Here is a 20,631-nt window from a genome sequence, read left to right on the forward strand (position 1 = left end):
ACACTATTTTCCTAATTTAACCCTCTTAGAATTTTTTCAAAATTTATATTTTTTAAATCAATATCTTTTTACTAAATTTCCAAAAATTCTTTTAGTAATAAACACTTTAATTAATCTGCAAAAATATCCTCAAATGCTGATTCAAGAGTTGGTTCTGGACTGTTTTTCGCAAAATCAACTGCTTCTTCAATTTTTTGTTTCGAATTTTCTTCCAATTTAGTTAATTCTTCCTCAGTAGCAATCCCTTCTTCAATCAATCTATTTTTAAACTTAATAATAGGATCTTTTGCCTTCCAAGAATCCACTTCTTCTTTTGTTCTATATTTTCCAGGATCTGAACTCGAGTGCCCAAACCATCTATATGTCACACTTTCAATTAAAACAGGACCTTTTCCTGCTCTTACATCATCCACTGCTTTTCTAAATGTTTCATAAACTGCCAAAACATCGTTTCCATCTTCAATAAAATATCCAGGAATTCCATAAGCTGCTGCTCTTTGATAAATATGTTCTACATTTGTAACTTTTCTAATATCTGTACTTATTCCATATCCATTATTAATTGAATAAAAAATAATTGGTACATTCCAAACTGATGCCAAGTTCATTGCTTCATGAAAACTTCCTTCATTTGTAGCTCCATCTCCAAAACAACACATTACGATTTTTCCAGTATTTTTAACTTTTTGAGTATAAGCTGCTCCTACTGCCATTCCATGTCCTCCACCAACAATTCCGTTAGCTCCTAAATTTCCACTTTCTAAATCGGCAATATGCATTGAACCACCTTTACCTTTACAAGTTCCTGTAGCTTTCCCCATAATTTCAGCCATCATTCCATTCAAGTCAATCCCTTTTGCAATAACTTGCCCATGTCCTCTATGGTTAGATGTTATAAAATCATCAGGATTTAACGCCGCAATCGCTCCAACATTTGCCGCTTCCTCTCCAACTGACAAATGTGTCATTCCTGGAACCATCCCTCTTTTTACAAGTTGATTCACCTTCAAATCAAAGTTTCTAATATCTAACATTGATTCATACATACTTAATAATTTATCTTTAGATATATTTTCCATTTTTTCCTCCATTTATGGTTTTATTCTTTTATATACAAATTTTTACATTTATTACTATGTTACCATATGAATTTAAGAAAAACAATAGTATTTCTCAAGTTATTTATTTAATTTGCAAAAATATAACTCTTATTAGTTTATAAAGGTTACAATTTTCTAGTAATTTCAATATTAAATAACATTTCCTAATAAATCATATATATTATTTATGATTCATCAACTGATTTATTTATATTGACTTTATAAAACTTAATTTAAAACAAGTTTTTATAAAAAATCAAAAAATTATACATTTAAAATATTTATAGAATAACATCTTCAAAAAATCATTTATTTGACTTTTAAAATAACGGGTGTTATAATTATTAATAAAAATAATTATAAAAATGGAGGTTTGCTATGAAACAAAATACATTAATTAGCAACATTGTAAAAATTGAAACAAAAGAAAAAGAACTTTTAAAAAATATTCTTTTAGTATTAAGTGGTGTTATATTCTTGTCAGTAATGTCTCAAGTTGTAATCCCGCTTCCATTCACTCCAGTACCAATCTCACTTGGAACATTTGGAGTAACATTAATGGCGTTACTATACGGTAGAAAATTAGGAACAGCAACTATACTTTCATATGTTATAGCTGGTAGCTTAGGAGCTCCAATTTTTGCTGGTTTTAAAGCAGGTTCAATATTTTCACCAACTGGTGGATATATCTTAGGATACATCGTATCTACAATCGTTTTAGGATATTTATCTGATAAAGGTGTTACAAAATCTTACTTGAAAACAATTCTTTCATTAATGCTTTCAAGCACTATCATTTTGACATTAGGTGCTTTCGTATTATCATTATTTATGCCTGGAAAAAATGCATTTATAATAGGTGTGTTGCCTTTCCTTCCTGGAGATGCAATAAAATCAACAGCTGTAACACTTTTACTTCCATCACTATGGAAATTTATAAAATAAAATTTAAATTTTTAGAATTTTAATGTTCTTAAACTTTAGAGAAAACCATTCTTGAATTAAATTTACTGATTGGTTTTCTTTTTTTATTATTCAAAATCTTTATTATTCAAAATTAGTCAATCTTTTCTCATTTAAATTTTACTCCTGAAAAGTTATTAATTAATTTGAAAACGATTTATAAATAATGTTAAGTAAAAATAGTGAACTACTCCCGCTTTTAGAAGTGGGAGCTTCTTGGGAAGTACCTGCTTTTGCTAGCCAAATATATTTACCAAGCTCTTCGGACAGTCCCTGCCCTGTTTTTTTTATTTTCCTAATATTTCAACATCAATTTTCCAATGTTTTTTATATTCACTGCAGCATTGTAATCTCTATCAATTTCAATTCCACAGCACTCACATTTATAACTTCTTTCTGATAATTTCAGTTCCTCTTTAACATTTCCACATTTACTGCAAGTTTTCGATGACGGAAACCATTTATCTATCTTCAAAAATTGTTTCCCTAAAAACATCAGTTTATACTCAAGCATTCTCAAAAACATTCCCCACCCATTATCTCCTACACTTTTCCCAAAATTTAATGCCTGGCTCATCCCTTTCATATTCAAATCCTCAACAACCACAACATTATACGTTTCAGACAATTCTTTTGATAATTTATGCAAAAAATCTCTTCGGCAATTTTTGATATACTCATGCAATCTTGATATTTTCTCTTTTTGTCTATACCAATTCTTAGAAAATTTCACTTTTCTTGATAATGATTTTTGTAATTTTTTCAATTTTTTCTCCAATATCCTAAAATATCTTGGATAATCAGCTCTTTGGTTTTCAGAACTGACAAATAATTCAGACATTGAAAAATCAAGTCCAATTACTTTATCATTACTTGGATTTTTTTGAATTTCTTTTTCAAATTCTGTCAAAACAGAAACATAATAATTTCCATTGCTATTTGTCAATGTTACTGACTTTATCTTGTAATCCTTTGGTATTTCTCTATGATATTTCAATTTTACTTTTTTCAATTTTGGCAAAATCAAATATTCACCTTTCTCAATTCGTATCGAATTATTCACACAATTTGTTGTATAACTTTTAACACTATTCTTTTTAGATTTGAACCTTGGAAACTTTGCTCTCTTCTGAAAAAAGTTCATAAATGATCGTCTCACATTCAATTGAGCATTTGAAAGTGCCAAACTGTCCACTTCTTTCAAAAATTGATTTTCACTCTTCAAACTGGCAGGTGTAATTATTTTATTTTTTCCAGTTTCTTCATAAAATTTATTCGCAGTGTACAAAATTGTATTGTAAACAAAACGAACACATCCAAAAGTCTTATTTATCAATAATTCTTGTTCCTTATTTGGATAAATTCTGTATTTGAATGCTAAATTATATTTCATGAAATTACACCTCCTTTTGATTTTGAATATATTTTTAATTATTTCTTTAGAGATTTTATCATTAATGATTTCTCTTCGATATTTTATACAAAAATTGTATCATAAGAGTATCCTTTTTTCAATTTTTTTACAAAAAAAGCAATTCATCTACCACTTATAGAAGTCGGAGACTTCTTGCTATCTTTTTGTTAAATAAAAAAATTTCATAATGAAAATCTTTGTAAAGAAAAAATACTTGACACCACTTCGAAAATTGTGTATAATAACCACATATTAAATTAACAATATAATTTTAGTAAATTTTTAGAATAAATTTGTTATTCATAAATTTCACTACAATAAAATATAATTTAAGATATTAAACGGAGGTAAATTTAAATGTTAAAATTAAGATTAACTAGATTAGGTAGAAAAAAAGTTCCTTTTTATAGAATAGCTGCTATGGAAGCATTATCAAAAAGAGACGGTAAAGCAGTTGCTTACTTAGGAACATACAATCCTTTAGCTGAAGAAGGAAACCAAGTAGTTTTAAAAGAAGAAGAAATTTTAAAATTCTTATCAAATGGTGCTCAACCAACAGAAACTGTTAAAAGTATTTTAACAAAAGCTGGAGTATGGGCTAAATTCCAAGAAACTAAAAAGAAATAGCCAATATTTAAGAGAGCGTATATATAAGCGCTCTTTTTTTATAAATTCAATTATCTAGAAAGGTATTCTCAAATGGACATTAATACTATCTTAAATGAACTTTTTAATTTTCGTACAAAAAAACGAAGAGAAAATATCGATGATTTAAAAGAAATTTACGCTTTGTTAGGATTTCCTTGTCAAAATTCTAAAATCATACATGTTGCAGGTACAAACGGAAAAGGTTCAACTGTAACTTTTATTGAAAATATTTTATTTGCAAATGGATTTCGTGTAGGAAAATTTACTTCTCCACACATTCAAAAATTTAACGAGCGTATTATTTTTAATAAACAAATGATTTCAGACGACGAAATAATCAAATATTATCAAATTGCTTTAGAAAAAATAAAAAAATATAGTTCAAAAAAAGAAAATCCCCACCCACTTAATTTTTTTGAAATAACTTTTTTCATTTGCCTACTATTTTTCAATGAAAAAAATCCTGATTTTATTGTAATAGAAACAGGGTTAGGTGGTCGAATGGATGCTACAAACTTGATTAATTCTGACATAGCTGCAATTACAAATATTAGTTTAGAACATACAAATATTCTAGGAAATTCTTTGAAAGAAATTGCTTTTGAAAAGGCAGGAATTATTAAAAAGAATGAACTTTGTTTATTTTCACAAAATTTACCTGAATTAATAGATGCGATTAACGAAAGAACTGAAAACAGCATTAATTTAATCGAAAAATATCATAATATGAAAGTTATTTTAGATAAAAAAAATTACAAGACAATAGTTACACTGAATAATTCTACATTTGAAATTCCTCTTTTTGGAAAATTTCAAGCTAATAATTTTTTAATTGCATACGAAATCGCAAAAATTTATAATATTGAAGACAAAATTATTCAAAAGGGACTCGATGATATGAAATGGATAGCACGATTTGAGTTTTTCTCAAAAAATCCGCCAGTAATACTAGACGCTGCTCATAATGAAGATTCAATAAAAACTCTTTTGGAAAATTTGAATGAACTTTATAAAAAAAATGAAGTTATTTTCATAACATCGGTTCTCGAAACAAAAGATTTTAAAAAAATTTTTGAAAAATTAGAAACAACAACAAATAAAATTTTTATAACTTCATTGAGTGGAATCACTTATGGACTTAATTCAGAGGAAATAAAATCTCGAATGATAAAAGAAAATATTCCAATACATAACATCACTTTTGAAAATGATATAAAAATCGCATACAACAAGACTTTAGAATTAGTCAATCAAAAAAATACTTCGTATAAAGCAATTGTAATTTGCGGATCTTTTTACGAAATTGCAAAATTTAAAAATTTGATTGGATAAAATTATCTATTACTAGAAAAGAGGCTGATCCTCTTTTTAAATTATTAAATATTATTAGTAAATAGTTTAAAAAATATGAATTTAATTTTCTTATAAATAAAAGAAAATATGAAATCCTCAATTACGAGAATTTCATATTTTTTATTTTACGCTATTTTATGCTACTTGTTTTATTTATATTAGTCTTTTAGCTATCATTCCTTACAACTTCTACTTAGGCGTCCAACTCCGAATCTCCGATGTATAATCTTCCAAACAATTTTGGACATTCTTTTTTCATAGAGTTAGGAACTTTCTTATTCCAACTAAATTTAAGTTTTGGATAATCTTCATCTTGATAATTTAATTTTTCTTTATACTCATCAAATACTTCCAAATATTTTTCAAATGCTTCCTCAAAATCTTCCAATGAATTTTTTATTCTAAAAGCATCTATAGCTACAAAGAAAAAATCTTCATTTTCATATAGATCACTTGCAAATCCATCTTCTTCAGGTGTTTTTACATATTTAATAAGATCGTCTGGATTCTTTAAAATTTCTTCATATACATCTTTTCCTTGTGAAATGAGCCATAATCTAAAGAAATCAAAGAATTCTTCACTGTCTTCACCATTAATCAAATACGATGCACACCACAATTTTTCATTATAGCTTTCAAGCATCAATTCATCTATAATAATTCCAAAACTAAAAATTGTTTCATCTGTTTCTTTGGATAATTTTTCTGTTAAATAATTTAACATTTCTGATCCATTTTTCGTATTATTTTGAGCCTCCGAAACATAATTCCAAAAGCTCTCTCTTGTCATATTCAACATAGCTATTACTCCTCTTTTCTATAAAGCTTTTCCATTTCTATCAGTTCTCAATGTTTGAGTTCTAAAAGCAATAAACAATGCCTTCCATTTTTTCACTTTTCTGTCGAAAAAAAATATTGCTCCGTCTGAAAATGGACTGTCTTTTAATTTATGTTTCCCTCTACTCCCTTGATTTAAATGAATATCATGTATTCCTTTATTATTTGAATATAGCTTACCAAATACAAATATTTCAAATCTTTCGTTTAGCATCATTTTACAAATATTTTCTTCAATTAATTCTGTTAAGAAAATCTCTTTTTCACTAAAACCTTTCATTAACTTCAACTTCTCATGAGGAAATAATTTCATCTTAGAATAATCTAAACACAAGCCTTTTCTAGCTTCTGTCACACCTTCTTTCTGCAATAGCATTTCTTTCAAAATCTTCCTATTGTAAGTATATTCCTCCTCATAACAGACACGTAAATCCGAAGATTTAACTACGCCATTTTGCTCTAAAATACTTCCTATATTAATTGCCAAATCATATTGTTTACCTTCAGCATCTGCGATGATATGATAATGAGAATTTTTCTGATTTTTATAAATTTTGTTCACATAAGCTCGCTACTTCTTATGCAGTTCTTTATTAAGCTTTTCTTCACTATAATTAGAGAAAAATTTAACTTCAAACTTCTTGCTATTTCTAACAAGCACAGACTATATCTTATCCTACAGCATTATCCGTTTAGGTCTACCCACTTCCACCAACTTTGGTGTACTTCCAAAAAGGAATAGTCGTTGAACTTTACTTTTCAGTCTTAGCTGCTGGTTGTCCATTATTTTAGCACTTAGGATTTAACCTTATGCCATCTAGTTTATTTTTTCTGCTTTCGCCACTTTCACACTTACATCTATATTCTTAATTTATTAAACAGAATAGATATTATGTTGTAGTCAAACTAACTTTAGGATTTTCCAGCAATTCAAGTAGTTTTTTATAGTTTTATAACTATTTTCACACACATTTCTGTATGCGTTGACTAATTTTTATGATTTTATTTTTATTTCTAATTTTATTCTTAAAAATGTGAAAATCATTATTTTTTAATCAAAATCATACCATTTATCTATCACTTTTCCTCTAAAAAACACATATTTTTCCATATCTTTAAATCCTTATTCATCCCTCTCCCCATTATAATTATAGCACATTTTTCACATTATTATATATTTTTTTATTTATTTTTCTAACAAAATAAAATTTTAATTACAAAACAAGGTATCTCTCAAAAAATGATTCATCTAAATTTAACATTTCTTAAAAAATACCCTCTTAATTAATTCCAGTGAACTACTCCCACTTTTAGAAGCTGAAGACTTCTTGTAACATTTTTATTAAAATAGAAAATAATTTTATTTCCACTTTAATTTTAAATTTCTTCCACTAAATAACTTATTTTTTCTTAATTTTGTATCCCATTTCATCTAAAAATTGTTTATTTTTTCTCCATTTTTTCTTAACTTTTACCCACAATTTCAAATTCACTTTCAAATCAATCAAAGCTTCAATTTCTCGTCTCGCTTCAATTCCAATTTTCTTCAACAAAGCACCGTCTTTTCCAATGATAATCCCTTTTTGACTATCTCTTTCAACATAAATATTCACATCATATTTTCTAATATTCGGCTTCGTCTCAACATTTATAATCTCGACAGCAACACTGTGAGGAATCTCATCTTTCGTATGATGCAATATTTTTTCCCTAATTGTCTCAACAACAATTTTATTAACAGGCAAATCTGTATAATAATCTTCTGGATAAAACCACACATCATTCGACAAATAAGGCTCTGCAACTTCAAAAATTTTGTGAATACCTATCGCATATTCTGCAGTCAAAGTTATGATATTTTCGTAATCGCCCAATTTTTCTTTGATTTCCAACTTTTTCTCTTCAATCTCTTCATCTGATAATTTGTCAATTTTATTAATTATCACAATTACAGGTGTATTCGCTTCTTTAATATGCTCACTCACAAAAATATCTCCAGTTGAAATTTCCACACTTCCGTCAAGCATAAACATTATCAAATCCACATCATTTAACGTTTCTAACGCAACTTCTGTCATATGCTCACCTAACAAATGCTTCGGCTTATGAATTCCAGGCGTATCAACAAAAATATACTGATTATCTTGAATATTTACAATCCCTCTAATTTGGTCTCTTGTAGTCCCAGCTTTATCTGAAACTATCGCAACTTTCTCTTTTACCAATTTATTCATCAATGTTGATTTTCCCACATTTGGACGACCAACAATCGCTATAAATCCTGATTTCATCTTTCCTCCTTCCATTTTATTTTTCTATTTTATTCTATTAATTTCAAAGAGCCATTTCATAATTCAAAAATAATCTCTATCATATTTTTCTTTACAGAAATAGCTTTCACCTTAATTTATAATTTCTAAAACAATTTAAACAACAATTTGAACCAAGATATTAATTTTTCTTAACAAATTCCGATTTTAGTTTCATCGCTCCAAATCCATCAATTTTACATTCAATATTGTGAATTCCGTCATCTATCAATCTAATATTTTTTACTTTAGTACCTCTCTTCAAATCACTTGACGCACCTTTTACTTTTAAATCTTTAATTATTGTAACACTATCTCCATTTTGCAAAACATTTCCATTTGAATCTTTTACAACATTTTCCTCATTTTCACTATTACTTTCTTCTAATGTCTATTCATGAAAACATTCTGGGCAAATTAACATATTCCCGTCCTCATACGTATATTCTGATCCACATTTTGGGCATTTTGGTAAACTCATTTGTTACTTCCTTTCAATTTTTATATTTATTTTCAATATTTAGTACAATTATAACATTTTTTATTTATTTTTTCTATTTAAAAAATGTTTTTTCATTGCAAAAAAATCGTATCTAGTATATAATATTATTATGTTATCTAAAAAGAAAGGAAAATTTTATTTATGATTAAAATTGAAATGGACATGATTCAAACTATTGGTTTGGCAGTCATTTTGTTGCTTATTGGTATGAAATTACGAAAACATATTAAATTTTTTGAAAAATATTGTATCCCAGCTCCTGTTATTGGTGGATTTTTATTTTCAATAATTTCACTTATCTTTAAGGAAACAAATATACTTACTATTACATTTGATACAACTTTACAAACATTTTTTATGGTAATGTTTTTTACGAGTGTTGGATTTAATGCGAGTTTAAAAACATTGAAAAAAGGAGGAAAACAGGTTGGTATATTCTTACTTATTGCTGGAGGGCTATGTTTTTCTCAAAATATTGTAGCTATTGTAGTTTCAAAAATTATTGGTTTCCCACCTTTATTGGGATTGATGACAGGATCTACTCCTATGACTGGAGGACACGGAACTTCAGCGTCAATTGCACCTATTATTGAAGCGATTGGACCTCAATATGCTGGAGCTAAAACTATAGCAATTTCAGCTGCAACTTTTGGGCTTATTGTTGGTTCTATGATGGGAGGCCCTATTGCAGATAGACTTATTAGTAAACATAAATTATTACCTGTAGATTGGAAGAAAAACGAAAAACATTTGGAAGATTCAGATATTGATGAAGAAGTTCTAAAAAAACAACGACCATTTTTAGACGGGGAAAGATTTTCAATGGCATTCTTCTACATCTTGGTTTCAATGGGAATTGGTTCATATTTATCAATTATAATAACAGCACTTTTACCAGCTTTAAAATTCCCAATATACATTGGACCTATGATAATCGCTGCTATTCTTAGAAATATATCTGATCAATCGAAAAAACTAAATGCACCAATAAAAGAAATTAGTGTTTTAGAAGATGTTACTCTAAGTTTATTTTTAGCAATGGCACTTATGTCACTAAAATTATGGGAATTAATTAATTTAGCAGGACCGTTATTAATTTTATTAATTGCACAAATTATTTTAATTTATTTCTATCTTAATTTCATTACCTTTAAAGCAATGGGATCAAATTACGACGCTGCTGTCATGGTTTCAGGACATTGTGGATTTGGTTTGGGAGCCACTCCAAATGGAATTTCAAATATGAAAGCCGTTACAGAAAAATATATTTTCTCTAAAATGGCATTCTTCGTAGTTCCAGTAGTAGGAGCTTTATTTATCGATTTTGTTAATACTTGTATTATCACTTCGTTTATTATGTTTTTTAAATAATAGTTTTTGATTTAAGCGCCTTTTTAAGATATTGTTCTTGAAAGGTGTTTTTTGGCTCTATAATATATATGGGGATGAAAAAAGAAATAAAAAAATAGCATAAATAACAAATTTATAGTATTATGTTTTTGCCAAAAAGACATAAGAAAGGAATTTGTATTTATGAAAAATAATTTTACCACATTCAGACCTGAAATAAAAGATGTAAAAATAAAAAAAGTGGAACTTATCTGTGACACCTACCATGTATATGGAATAAGAGTATGATACAAACCATATCCTGATAAATATTTTAAAGGACAGGAAATCATCAACCATAAGGAAATTTCTTCTCTGTCATAAAGATAGTATAAAAAAGGTTGGAATGGATATGTTCATGCAGTTATTGTAAATGCACTTGTCTTTAAATAAGTTTCTTCTACAGGAGATGATATCCCTGCCATTCTATGAAAATCTTCTGTGTCTTCCTGCTCAATTACATCAATAATATCATCTATTGTTATTATTCCAAGAAGCCTATTTTCAATATCCACCACCGGCAAAATAATCAGATCATATTTTTTCTTATTTCATATGAAATAAATATTCATTCTCACTGATTTTCCTATTTTTTTAAATTTTTTTCAAGAACAGAATAAAGCTGATCCAGACGCCATTGTTCCTCATAATCCATCTTTGGATTCTCAAAATAATATTTTTCAATAACCGGTAAAAATACCTCTGCAATTTCTTTACTGTTCATCCATAAATTCATTTGTTCATTAAATTCAGGATTGGAAGAAAAAGAATACGAATAGTAAGTATAGCTTTCAGTATAGGAGTACATCATTTCTTCAAAATGCCACAATACATTTATATTTTCACTTGCTTTTTTCCACATTTCAATATCAAACAGATGCTCTGTTTTCAGTCCTCCCAGATTAAACATAGTCATATAAACTGAAAAATTTTCTATTCTTGCTGTTTTAGGCTCAGTTTTAAGCACTTCAAACATAAACTCATTCGAAAATCTGTACATGAAATCAAGTTCCTCATCACTCCAGATTTTCTTCTCAAAGTGGCATTTATCAAGAATAAGTGAAGTGTCCAGCCTTATTTCTGCATATTTTACTATAAACTCAAGTATTTTTGGAAGAAAATGTTTTATCTCAAGTCCTGTTTCATCTAGATTTACAGCATCCAGATACTCCCACATTAACTCCCTTGATAATTCTCTGACTGGTGTCTTTATAAGTTTTTCTACATTTTCTTCACTTACACAGCAAGGTGTACACACAGTCAGTTTTCCATTTAAATCATGAGTAAAAATTTTATATGCTTCTTCCAGCATTTTTTTCATATTTTCACTTATCAATTTATCATCAAGTTCACCATTTATTGCCATCATAATTTCTTCAGACGGTCTAGTTTTTATCTTAAATTTTTTCATCAGAATTTTTCTCCTGCTAGAAATATATTTATTATAACATATTTTAGGCATTTCTCTTATTATTTTTAAAAAATTTCCAATAGAAAAAACTATATTTATGAGTGAAATTTTAATACATAAAGGCTCTATAATATAAAAGACAGTATAAAAAAGGTTGGAATGTACATGTTCATGCAGTTCAGGAATACAGTATACTCCTGTCTTCCACATGCTGATATTGTAGCAGACAAATATCATGTCATAAGGCAGGCAAACTGGAGGATAGGGGATGTGAGGATAAGATTATTCAATTCAGACATAAAATACAAGGAATATAAGAAATATTGGAAACTGATAGCAAAGAATCCAAATAGTACGTTCAGTCCTTTGGCTAAAGAAACTGAAGAACCTTTTCAGAGATATTTTCAAGGGCTTATGATCTTAGGACAAAATTTTTCAGTATATTTGAAATAAAGGATGTCACTATATTCAGTTATGAACTGAATGACCTAATATGAGAACTGAAGGAATCTGGAATAAAGGAATGTATTAAGTTAGGGGAAACATTATCAAACTGGGAAGAAGAAATAAATAATATCCAAAAATATAATATAAATAATGGATTTGTTGAAGGGAAAAATAACAAAATAAAAGTAATAAAAAGGCTATCTTATGGGATAAAAAAATTCGACAACCTTAGAAAGCTTATTCAGCTTAGAATCTTTTAAGGTTACCGAACTTTTTCCACCCCCACACTTGACAAAGAGCCAATTATTATACTAAAAAATGTGAATTTACTTCTCATGAATAATCTTCACAATTATAAATTCACATTTCACATTTCAATTTTTATTCTCTTATCCGTGTTAGCACTTTATTTTTAGTTCATTCCTACAATATTTTCATTAGGAACACTGCTGTAAGGACCATTTTTTAAACTATTTGTTACATTTTTTGGATTTGTTAATAATGATTTATAGCTAAAAAAGATACTTCCTTTTACTTGTGCATAATTTCTGTTGAAATTAATTTGGTTTACTAATTCTTTTGCATTTTGCCATTCATTTACTTTGTACGCTGCTTGTCCAATATATAATTTTGTACCAGAATCTGCTGCATATTTACTCCACCATTTTACTAATGTGTTGTATTCTGCTGCTTTAAATCCTTGATTCCAATAAATTTGTGGTGCTACATAATCTAGCCAACCTTTATCCATCCATAACAATATATCTGCATACAAGTCATCATAATTTTGAACACCTGCTGTTGTACTAGAACCTTTTACTGGATCTGTTGAAGCATTTCTCCAAACACCAAATGGACTTATTCCAAATTCTACATTAGGATTAACTTTTTTAATAGATTTATGTAATTTTTCTATTAAATTATTTACATTATTTCTTCTCCAGTCACCTATACTAGCGAATTTAGAACCATATTTTTGATATTGCGCACTATCTGGATATTCTTGACCTTTAACTTTGTATGGATAAAAATAGTCATCCATATGCACTCCGTCAATATCATAATTTTTAACAACTTCAACAATACTATCCACAACATAATTATTAACTTCTGGTATACCAGGATTCAAATAAACATGCCCTCCATAAATAACTGTCCAATCTGGTCTCTTTTTCCCAATATTGTCACTTGAAAGTTTTTCTCTTCCACCTGTTGCTGTCAATCTATACGGATTAAACCAAGCATGAAATTGAATTCCTCTTTTATGTGCTTCCTCCACCATAAATTTCAAAGGATCATATCCAGGATCTTTTCCTTGAGTTCCTGTTAAATACTCAGACCAAGGTGAATATTTTGAAGGATAAAAAGCATCCCCCGCAGGTTTTACTTGAACGAAAACTGCATTCATATTCCATTTTTTTACATTATCCAAAATAGTAATAAAATCCCTTTTTTGTTGTTCTACACTAAGCCCTTTTTTTGAAGGCCAGTCAATGTTACTAACACTTGCTACCCAAACACCTCTTAACTCTTGTTGATTAGCAACATCTGAATTTCTGTTGCTTGTAGCATTACCTCCACCGATATTTCTAGCTCCTGTAATTATACTTTGAGCATTTAATGTCGTAGCAGCTGATATAACCAATAGAGATACTGCCAATTTTTTTAACAATGATTTCACTAAAATCTCCTTTCTAAAAAAACATTTTCTATCTTCATTTTAATACATTTTTTGCAATTTTTCAAATTTATTTTCAAATTTTTTTAAATCTTTTTCCTTTTACAAAAACAAGAAGAAATTAGTTACTCTTATTTATAGAAATTTTTTTCATTAAATAATATCAAAATCAATCAAAATTGGCAAATGATCCGATAACATTGTTTTTATAACCTTCACATCATTTATTTTTATATTCTCTGAATGGAGCACAAAATCCAATTCCTTTTTAGGCGACCAACTAGGAAAAGTCGGCTTTTTCTCTAAATTCGCACTTTTCAGTTTCCCAGCTTTCATAAACAATTCTATCTCTTCAGTCCCCCACAAAGTATTAAAATCTCCAGCAACAATCATTGGTTTTTCACATTTTTCAATTAAACTAAACAATTGCACAAATTGTTTCATTCGAGTTTTTCCACCCAACGCCAAATGAACTAAGAAAATTACAATTCCATTAGTTTCAATTTCAATTATTAATTTTTTCATTCCATTATCTAAATAATGAAATTTATGATTTACTATTTCTTTATTTGATAATAATGCATTTCCTTGTTTTCGCACCATTGGAAATTTCATATATCTCGAATTTTCTTCGTATTTATACTGATAAATAAAATTTTTGTCTGTCATTTCACTCAAAATCTCGGCTTGATTTTTTGATTTCATACGAAATGACCCTAAATCGACTTCCACCAAACCAACTATATCTGGCTTTTGTCTTTTAATAAATTTTCCTATTCGATCTATTTGTTTTTCAGAACGACCCAAATAACCTCTAATATGTTTAAATCTCTTTATTAAATACTTCCCCGTTCCATATCTTATGTTATACAAAAGAAATTTCATTTTAACTACTTCCTAACTAATCCTACTCCATCTCCAAACGGTAATAAGATAAAATTATATTCTTTATTCAATTTTTGAATAAATTCTCTCAATCTTCTAACAATCGTTTTAAATCTTTTCGGAACATTTTCATCACTTTCGGCAACTAATCCTCTAAACATCAAATTATCTATAAAAATTACTCCATTTTCATTCAATAATCCATAACTCATTTCAAAAAATTTTAAATATTGACCTTTTGAAGCATCGATAAAAATAAAATCATATTTTTTAGACTGATCTAATTTAGGAATCTCCTCCAACGCATCACCTAAAATCATTTCATTTTTATCTAGTAATCCCAACTTCTCAAAATTCTCTTTCGCTATTTTGTGTCTCTTTTCATCTATCTCAATAGTCGTTAATTTTCCGCCATTTTTATTCGCAATTCTAGCCAAAAATAATCCCGAATAACCAGTTGCAGTCCCTATTTCCAAAATATTTTTTGCATTAATATTATTCGCATTATAAATCATGAAATTCAAGACATCTCTTGTTATAATCGGAACCTTATCCTCCAAACTCTCACGCTCTATTTTTTCAACAATCTCATCATCAATCTCAAATAATTCCTGTGCATACTTCGATGATTCTAAAAAATTTTCTATCATTTTTCTCTCTTTTCTATTTTTTCTACCATTTTTTACAAAATCTCTAATTTTTATTTTTAATTACAATTTTTTAAATCATTTCTCCCATTTTAAACATCGGAAGCATAACTGCAAAAATCACAAAACCAATTATCAATCCAATAACTATTATCGACAATGGCTCAAATAATTTTAAAAATAATTTCACTTTTTCAGTCACTTTCTCATAATAAATCGTATTCAAATTTGAAAAAGCAGTTTCCACATTTCCAGTTTTTTCACCAATACTCAAAAAATTAATATATTCTCTATCAAAAAAATAAAGATTTTTAAAAGCCTGTTGAATCGAAATCCCTTTTTCCACCTTTTTTATTATTTTTTTTACCTCTGCATTCAACATCAAACTTTTTGAATTTGAAGTCAATTTTAAAGATTGCAACAAAGGAACATTAGCACTACTCAACATATACATATTTCTCGTAAAATTCAAAATACAAATATCTTTATACAATTTATCCACAATTTTAATCTTCAAGAGCAATTTTTCAATATTATAATTATTCCTTTTATAAATAAAATTTGCCCCAAAGACAATCACTCCTGCTACAACTAATAAAAGTAGCCCATGTTTATTTACAATTTCACTCAGATTCACAACTAACTGTGTCAATCTAGGCAACTGCTGCCCTATATCCGAATAAATTAAAACAAATTTTGGAACTACTAATTTTAATAAAATTATTACAATAATAAAAGCTGTCCCCATTACTGTCAACGGATACACGCTCAAATTTCTTATTTCTTTTTTTATCTTTTGATTAAATTCATATTTTTCAGATAAATTTTTGAATATTATTTCCAAATTCCCTGTTTCTTCTCCAATTTTAATCATCTCTAAAAATTCTCTATTGTCAGTAATTCTCTTAAACGCTACTTGCAAAGAAACTCCTTTTTCAATTTGAAATTTTGTTTTCAAAATCTTATTTTTAAAATTTTCTTTATAATTTCCTGAAATTATTTCCAATGCATTAACCAAACTTATTTTACCTTTTAAGAGATAATACATCCCCTTTGTAAAAGAAAAATAATCTTTTTCTTTTATTTTTTCCTCATTTTTAAAAACTCTCATAATCCCCCCAGATATAATTGTTTTATTTTTTATTATTTTTGTACTAACGCTATTTTCCCTAAAGCAATAGATCCAACAAATCCTGCTTCATCTCCAAGTCCAGGATAAACGATATAATTATCAATATCTTTTAATATCGCATCTTTTTGAACATAACCATTTAAAAACTCCTGAACATATTTTCTTATGAATGGGAACATTTGTTTTTGTTTCATTACTCCACCACCCATAATTATTTTTGTGGTGATAAAATCAAAATATAGTTAACCAATGCTTGAGCCAAATAATATGCTTCCATTTCCCAAACTTCTGTTCTATCTGCTAATTCAATTCCTTTTTTATTCCATCTAGCTTCAATTGCCGGTCCAGCTGCCATTCCTTCTAAACAATCTTTATGAAACGGACATCTTCCTTCAAATTTATCATCTTTGTGTCTTTTAATAAAAATATGTCCCATTTCAGGATGAGTTAATCCTTGAACCATTCTTCCATTTACTACTGCTCCAGCACCAATTCCAGTTCCAACTGTGATATACATTACATTTTTTAAACCTTCTCCAGCTCCCCACCAAGCTTCTGCCAATGCTGCACCATTTACATCTGTGTCAAATTCCATAGGTACATCAAAATGTTTTTTCAATTCACCTATCATATTGAAATCACTCCAATAAGGTTTTGGTGTTTTTGTAATATAACCATAAGTTTCTGAACCTTTTACTGGATCAATTGGTCCAAAGCTTCCAACACCCATTACATCAAATTCTTTATCACTAAAATATTCAATAACCTTTCTCATTGTTTCATCTGGAGTTGTTGTTGGAATGCTTATTCTCTCAATAACTTCTCCATTTTCTTTTCCTAATCCACAAATAAATTTAGTTCCTCCAGCTTCAATTGCCGCAATTACTGTCATAAACTTCACTTCCTTTTTTATATTTTAATTCCTCAATCCCCCTTAATTGTTGAACTTAAAAATATTTATAATTTATTTTAATTCATTATGATAAAATTCCAAAATTTCTTCTTTAGTTGCTGTTGCTGTACCAATCTTAGCTACAACTATTCCTGATGCCATATTTGCAATTACTCCAGCTTCATATAAACTTGCACCTGCCGAAAGTGAAAGCAACAACGTCGAGATAAACGTATCTCCAGCTCCTGTCACATCAAAAACTTCCCTTGCCACAGTGGGAACCCTTTCATAATTCCCATCATACAACGAAAATCCTTCCTCACTTCTTGTTAAAACTACACAATCCAGTTGCAAATCTTTTTTTAACTGTTTCATCGCATTAGCAACTTCTTCTTCGCTATTAAACTTATTCAGTCCAAAATAGTCCAATATTTCCTTTCTATTAGGCGTCATTGTCGTAACTCCAACATAATTTTTAAAATTATGCGGCTTAGGATCTACAACTATTTTTTTATTATGTTCTTTAGCTATTTTTATTATACTTTCAGAAACATATTTTGTTAAAACTCCTTTATTGTAATCTGACAATAAAATTGCATCAATTTCATCAATATCTCTTTCGACTTTTTTAATCAATGCTTCTTGAATTTCTTTAGAAATATTCGTATCTTTTTCCCAATCTAATCTTAATAATTGTTGTCCTTGAGATAAAACACGACTTTTTATAATTGTTGGTCTAGAATCATCCACAACAATTCCATCTGATTCTATTCCCTTCGCCTCTAATTCACTAGTAAACTTCTTCCCGTTATCATCTTCGCCTATAACACCATAAACTCGCACTTGCCCTTCCAAACTCTTCAAGTTATTAGCAACGTTCGAAGCTCCCCCTAATACAAATCTCTCTTCCTCAATATTCACAACTGGCACTGGAGCTTCTGGTGATATCCGATTCACTTTTCCAATCAAATATTCATCCAACATCATATCTCCAATAACCGCTATTTTAATTTTATTAAACTTTTTTAGTATTTCTTCAAGCCTTTGAATTGATATCATATTTTTCCTCTCTCAAAATCATTTTTCTTTATTATTATACTATACAATTTCAATTATTTCATTAATTTTTTTATTTTCTTTACTAAAATTTTAAAGTAAAAAACTTAGTCTAAAAATAGTATCACATCAATTATCATTTTATCTCTTGAATAATTGCTTCAATTTCAATATAAATATCTCTCATCTCCTTATTTTTTCTTTGATATTTAAATAATGGACCTATTATTGGAATACTCGACAATATCGGTATTTTTCTAACTGTCTCTTTTCCTACATTTTGCTTCAATCCTCCAATAAACGTAGATCCCCCATTATTTAAAGTAATAGTCGTCCGAGTTTGATTTTTCTGTTTCGCCCCCGAAGATTCATTATAACTTGAAGTTAATTTAAAATTACTAATTTCTGTATCCATTTTCAAAATAATTTTCTTTTCTCCATTCACATTTTTTATCTCAGGCAAAATTTTAAAAACTATTCCTGCTTCGGAAAATATCGGCTCAACGTAATCTTCATTATTTTTCGTAATTTTTTTCTCTCCAATAATTACTTCCTCAGTTACCCGTAATTCTCCTTCTTCCTTCTCCATTATCATCAACGTCGGCATCGCCTCAATTTTTATATCCCCATTTTCTTTCAACAAATTAAAATCAATCCCTAAAAAATTTCCTCCCATCGAAAAAATCGAACTAATCGAAACCTCTCCATTTAAAAATTTCCCAATCAAATTTTTTCTATTCGGATTAGCATTTTCAGGATTTATCGACCAGTCAATTCCAAGTCTCTCAAATAAATTAGAACTTGTATCAATTATCGTTCCTTTAATAATAACCTGTTCTTTTGCCCTATCCAAAGATTTAATAATCCTTTCCAATTCCAAAAATTTCTTCTCATCTCCATTCAAAATAATTTTATTATCAATCCCGATCATTTTAAAATCTTCAAACCCATCCAAAGCTTCTGAAATTTCCTTCGCATCTCCATAATCCAAATAAATTTCCTTTATTTTTTTTGTTACTACAGGTGTTACCACCTTTTCAATAACAGTTTTTTGCACAGAATTATTTTCAGATTTTGATATTTCTCCATTTTTTTGATTTGTACTAGATGATTTTTTTTGATTTTTATTATTCTGATTACTTTGATTATTTTGACTATCTTTACTCTCTTTATTTTTCAAATTTTGCAATTCCGTCTGCAATTTTTTTAACTTTTCCTTTTCAATATCTTCTCGATAGATAAAAATTTTTCCCATCCTATCTTTATCTTTTTTATCCACATAATTATTAACACTACTCGAAAAAGCAACATTACAAACAAAAAAACACAAAATTATTAACAAATTCTTATATTTCCTTTTTTTCATTCCCTCTCCCTTTTTACTTCTCTCAACTCAATTCTCTAAAATTTATAATTTTTATCCATTCTCTATTTCGCTGTATTTTCAATATATCCCAATGAAATCTTATACGCTTCCTGTGTCAATTCAATATAACTCCGTGTCGTATCAATATATTTTTTACTCTTATTCACAAAATACAAAAATTTCCCAAAATCATTCAAACTCCCACTCAACGTAAAATGAATATATTTCAGACTATACCCTTTCCTATCCCACAATTTCTCTGATTTCGAAATTTCTTTCAGTTTCAAACCGCTTTCATTCGAAAAAATATACACCATTTTCTTAAATTGTGATTCATTTTTTATCGAAAGAATTCCAAATCTATCTATTAACATTTTTATTTTTTCATAATCATTTTCCATTTTCTCTTTATTTCTTGCCTTTTCAACAAAAATCTCATCTATTTTATCCTCTAAATTTTTCTTATTTTCAACTATCAATTTCCCATCTTTTAAAGTTTCCTTATACTTCGAATATTTATCATTCAGCCCAAAAGCGCCTAATAAAACCAAAACTAAAAACACCAAATTTTTTAAATTCCCCATAATTTCTCCCAATTTCTC

19 protein-coding genes and 3 pseudogenes are annotated in these 20,631 nt (G+C 28.3%); 6 read left to right on the forward strand and 16 right to left on the reverse strand.

What is annotated here, in order from left to right; translation table 11 throughout:
* Positions 1-110: 110 nt before the first annotated feature.
* Entirely contained in the window at positions 111-1,079 is a 969-nt protein-coding gene (locus tag J4863_RS07025; RefSeq protein ID WP_211618072.1) for a thiamine pyrophosphate-dependent dehydrogenase E1 component subunit alpha, read from the reverse strand.
* Positions 1,080-1,478: 399 nt separating this feature from the next.
* Here J4863_RS07025 and J4863_RS07030 point away from each other — a divergent pair, with 399 nt between their 5' ends.
* Entirely contained in the window at positions 1,479-2,045 is a 567-nt protein-coding gene (locus tag J4863_RS07030; RefSeq protein WP_211618073.1) for a biotin transporter BioY, read from the forward strand.
* Between the two features lie 313 nt (positions 2,046-2,358).
* Here J4863_RS07030 and J4863_RS07035 read toward each other — a convergent pair whose 3' ends face one another.
* The gene (locus J4863_RS07035) at positions 2,359-3,456 is read right to left on the reverse strand and encodes an RNA-guided endonuclease TnpB family protein (RefSeq protein WP_211618074.1); all 1,098 of its coding nucleotides are present in this window, start codon (positions 3,454-3,456) and stop codon (positions 2,359-2,361) included.
* Positions 3,457-3,834: 378 nt separating this feature from the next.
* Here J4863_RS07035 and rpsP point away from each other — a divergent pair, with 378 nt between their 5' ends.
* Together rpsP and J4863_RS07045 are read left to right on the forward strand one after the other, a co-directional pair.
* Entirely contained in the window at positions 3,835-4,104 is a 270-nt protein-coding gene (rpsP, locus tag J4863_RS07040) for a 30S ribosomal protein S16 (RefSeq protein WP_211618075.1), read from the forward strand.
* Positions 4,105-4,176: 72 nt separating this feature from the next.
* Positions 4,177-5,457: a folylpolyglutamate synthase/dihydrofolate synthase family protein gene (locus J4863_RS07045; RefSeq protein ID WP_211618076.1), complete on the forward strand. Its 1,281-nt coding sequence runs from the start codon at positions 4,177-4,179 to the stop codon at positions 5,455-5,457.
* A 214-nt stretch (positions 5,458-5,671) separates the two neighbouring features.
* On the opposite strand, the gene J4863_RS07050 is transcribed toward J4863_RS07045, so the two are convergent.
* The 4 genes and pseudogenes from J4863_RS07050 to J4863_RS07065 form a co-directional block, all read right to left on the reverse strand.
* Positions 5,672-6,277 (reverse strand): DUF4240 domain-containing protein, encoded by a 606-nt coding sequence (locus J4863_RS07050; protein WP_211618077.1) that lies wholly within the window; start codon positions 6,275-6,277, stop codon positions 5,672-5,674.
* A gap of 18 nt (positions 6,278-6,295) precedes the next feature.
* Positions 6,296-6,877: a DUF2278 family protein gene (locus tag J4863_RS07055; protein WP_211618078.1), complete on the reverse strand. Its 582-nt coding sequence runs from the start codon at positions 6,875-6,877 to the stop codon at positions 6,296-6,298.
* An 838-nt stretch (positions 6,878-7,715) separates the two neighbouring features.
* Positions 7,716-8,606 carry a GTPase Era gene (gene era / locus J4863_RS07060; protein WP_211618079.1) on the reverse strand — a complete coding sequence of 297 codons (891 nt, stop codon included), beginning with the start codon at positions 8,604-8,606 and terminating at the stop codon, positions 7,716-7,718.
* Positions 8,607-8,766: 160 nt separating this feature from the next.
* Positions 8,767-9,105 (reverse strand): annotated as a pseudogene (locus tag J4863_RS07065) (zinc ribbon domain-containing protein YjdM).
* Between the two features lie 162 nt (positions 9,106-9,267).
* Here J4863_RS07065 and gltS point away from each other — a divergent pair.
* The gene (gene gltS / locus J4863_RS07070) at positions 9,268-10,497 is read left to right on the forward strand and encodes a sodium/glutamate symporter (RefSeq protein ID WP_211618080.1); all 1,230 of its coding nucleotides are present in this window, start codon (positions 9,268-9,270) and stop codon (positions 10,495-10,497) included.
* Between the two features lie 383 nt (positions 10,498-10,880).
* Here the strand turns inward: gltS and J4863_RS07075 are convergent.
* Positions 10,881-11,060, reverse strand: a pseudogene (locus tag J4863_RS07075) (CBS domain-containing protein); the annotation flags it as partial.
* Positions 11,061-11,101: 41 nt separating this feature from the next.
* The gene (locus J4863_RS07080; RefSeq protein WP_211618081.1) at positions 11,102-11,926 is read right to left on the reverse strand and encodes a hypothetical protein; all 825 of its coding nucleotides are present in this window, start codon (positions 11,924-11,926) and stop codon (positions 11,102-11,104) included.
* Positions 11,927-12,070: 144 nt separating this feature from the next.
* Between J4863_RS07080 and J4863_RS07085 the strand changes: the two genes are divergently transcribed.
* Both J4863_RS07085 and J4863_RS09540 read left to right on the forward strand, forming a co-directional pair.
* Positions 12,071-12,379, forward strand: coding sequence for a transposase (locus J4863_RS07085; protein ID WP_256439033.1), 309 nt, complete (start codon positions 12,071-12,073; stop codon positions 12,377-12,379).
* A gap of 47 nt (positions 12,380-12,426) precedes the next feature.
* The gene (locus tag J4863_RS09540; protein ID WP_211619344.1) at positions 12,427-12,633 is read left to right on the forward strand and encodes a transposase; all 207 of its coding nucleotides are present in this window, start codon (positions 12,427-12,429) and stop codon (positions 12,631-12,633) included.
* Between the two features lie 152 nt (positions 12,634-12,785).
* Here J4863_RS09540 and J4863_RS07095 read toward each other — a convergent pair whose 3' ends face one another.
* From J4863_RS07095 to J4863_RS07130, 8 genes and pseudogenes are all read right to left on the reverse strand, one after another.
* The gene (locus tag J4863_RS07095) at positions 12,786-14,054 is read right to left on the reverse strand and encodes a glycoside hydrolase family 10 protein (RefSeq protein WP_211618083.1); all 1,269 of its coding nucleotides are present in this window, start codon (positions 14,052-14,054) and stop codon (positions 12,786-12,788) included.
* Positions 14,055-14,204: 150 nt separating this feature from the next.
* A complete protein-coding gene (locus J4863_RS07100; protein ID WP_211618084.1) occupies positions 14,205-14,936 on the reverse strand; it encodes an endonuclease/exonuclease/phosphatase family protein in 732 nt (243 codons plus the stop codon).
* A 5-nt stretch (positions 14,937-14,941) separates the two neighbouring features.
* Positions 14,942-15,586 (reverse strand): O-methyltransferase, encoded by a 645-nt coding sequence (locus tag J4863_RS07105; protein WP_211618085.1) that lies wholly within the window; start codon positions 15,584-15,586, stop codon positions 14,942-14,944.
* A gap of 70 nt (positions 15,587-15,656) precedes the next feature.
* Positions 15,657-16,694, reverse strand: coding sequence for a type II secretion system F family protein (locus J4863_RS07110; protein ID WP_249111498.1), 1,038 nt, complete (start codon positions 16,692-16,694; stop codon positions 15,657-15,659).
* 32 nt (positions 16,695-16,726) lie between these two features.
* Positions 16,727-17,607: pseudogene (locus J4863_RS07115) on the reverse strand (ROK family protein).
* A gap of 72 nt (positions 17,608-17,679) precedes the next feature.
* Positions 17,680-18,666, reverse strand: a complete 987-nt coding sequence (gene rfaE1 / locus J4863_RS07120) for a D-glycero-beta-D-manno-heptose-7-phosphate kinase (protein ID WP_211618086.1) — start codon at positions 18,664-18,666, stop codon at positions 17,680-17,682.
* A gap of 133 nt (positions 18,667-18,799) precedes the next feature.
* Positions 18,800-20,029, reverse strand: coding sequence for a type II secretion system protein GspD (locus J4863_RS07125; RefSeq protein ID WP_211618087.1), 1,230 nt, complete (start codon positions 20,027-20,029; stop codon positions 18,800-18,802).
* A gap of 62 nt (positions 20,030-20,091) precedes the next feature.
* Positions 20,092-20,613, reverse strand: a complete 522-nt coding sequence (locus J4863_RS07130) for a hypothetical protein (RefSeq protein WP_211618088.1) — start codon at positions 20,611-20,613, stop codon at positions 20,092-20,094.
* Positions 20,614-20,631 lie beyond the last annotated feature (18 nt).

Origin of the sequence: Leptotrichia sp. oral taxon 221 (assembly GCF_018128245.1) — a bacterium.
GTDB lineage: Bacteria > Fusobacteriota > Fusobacteriia > Fusobacteriales > Leptotrichiaceae > JABCPH02.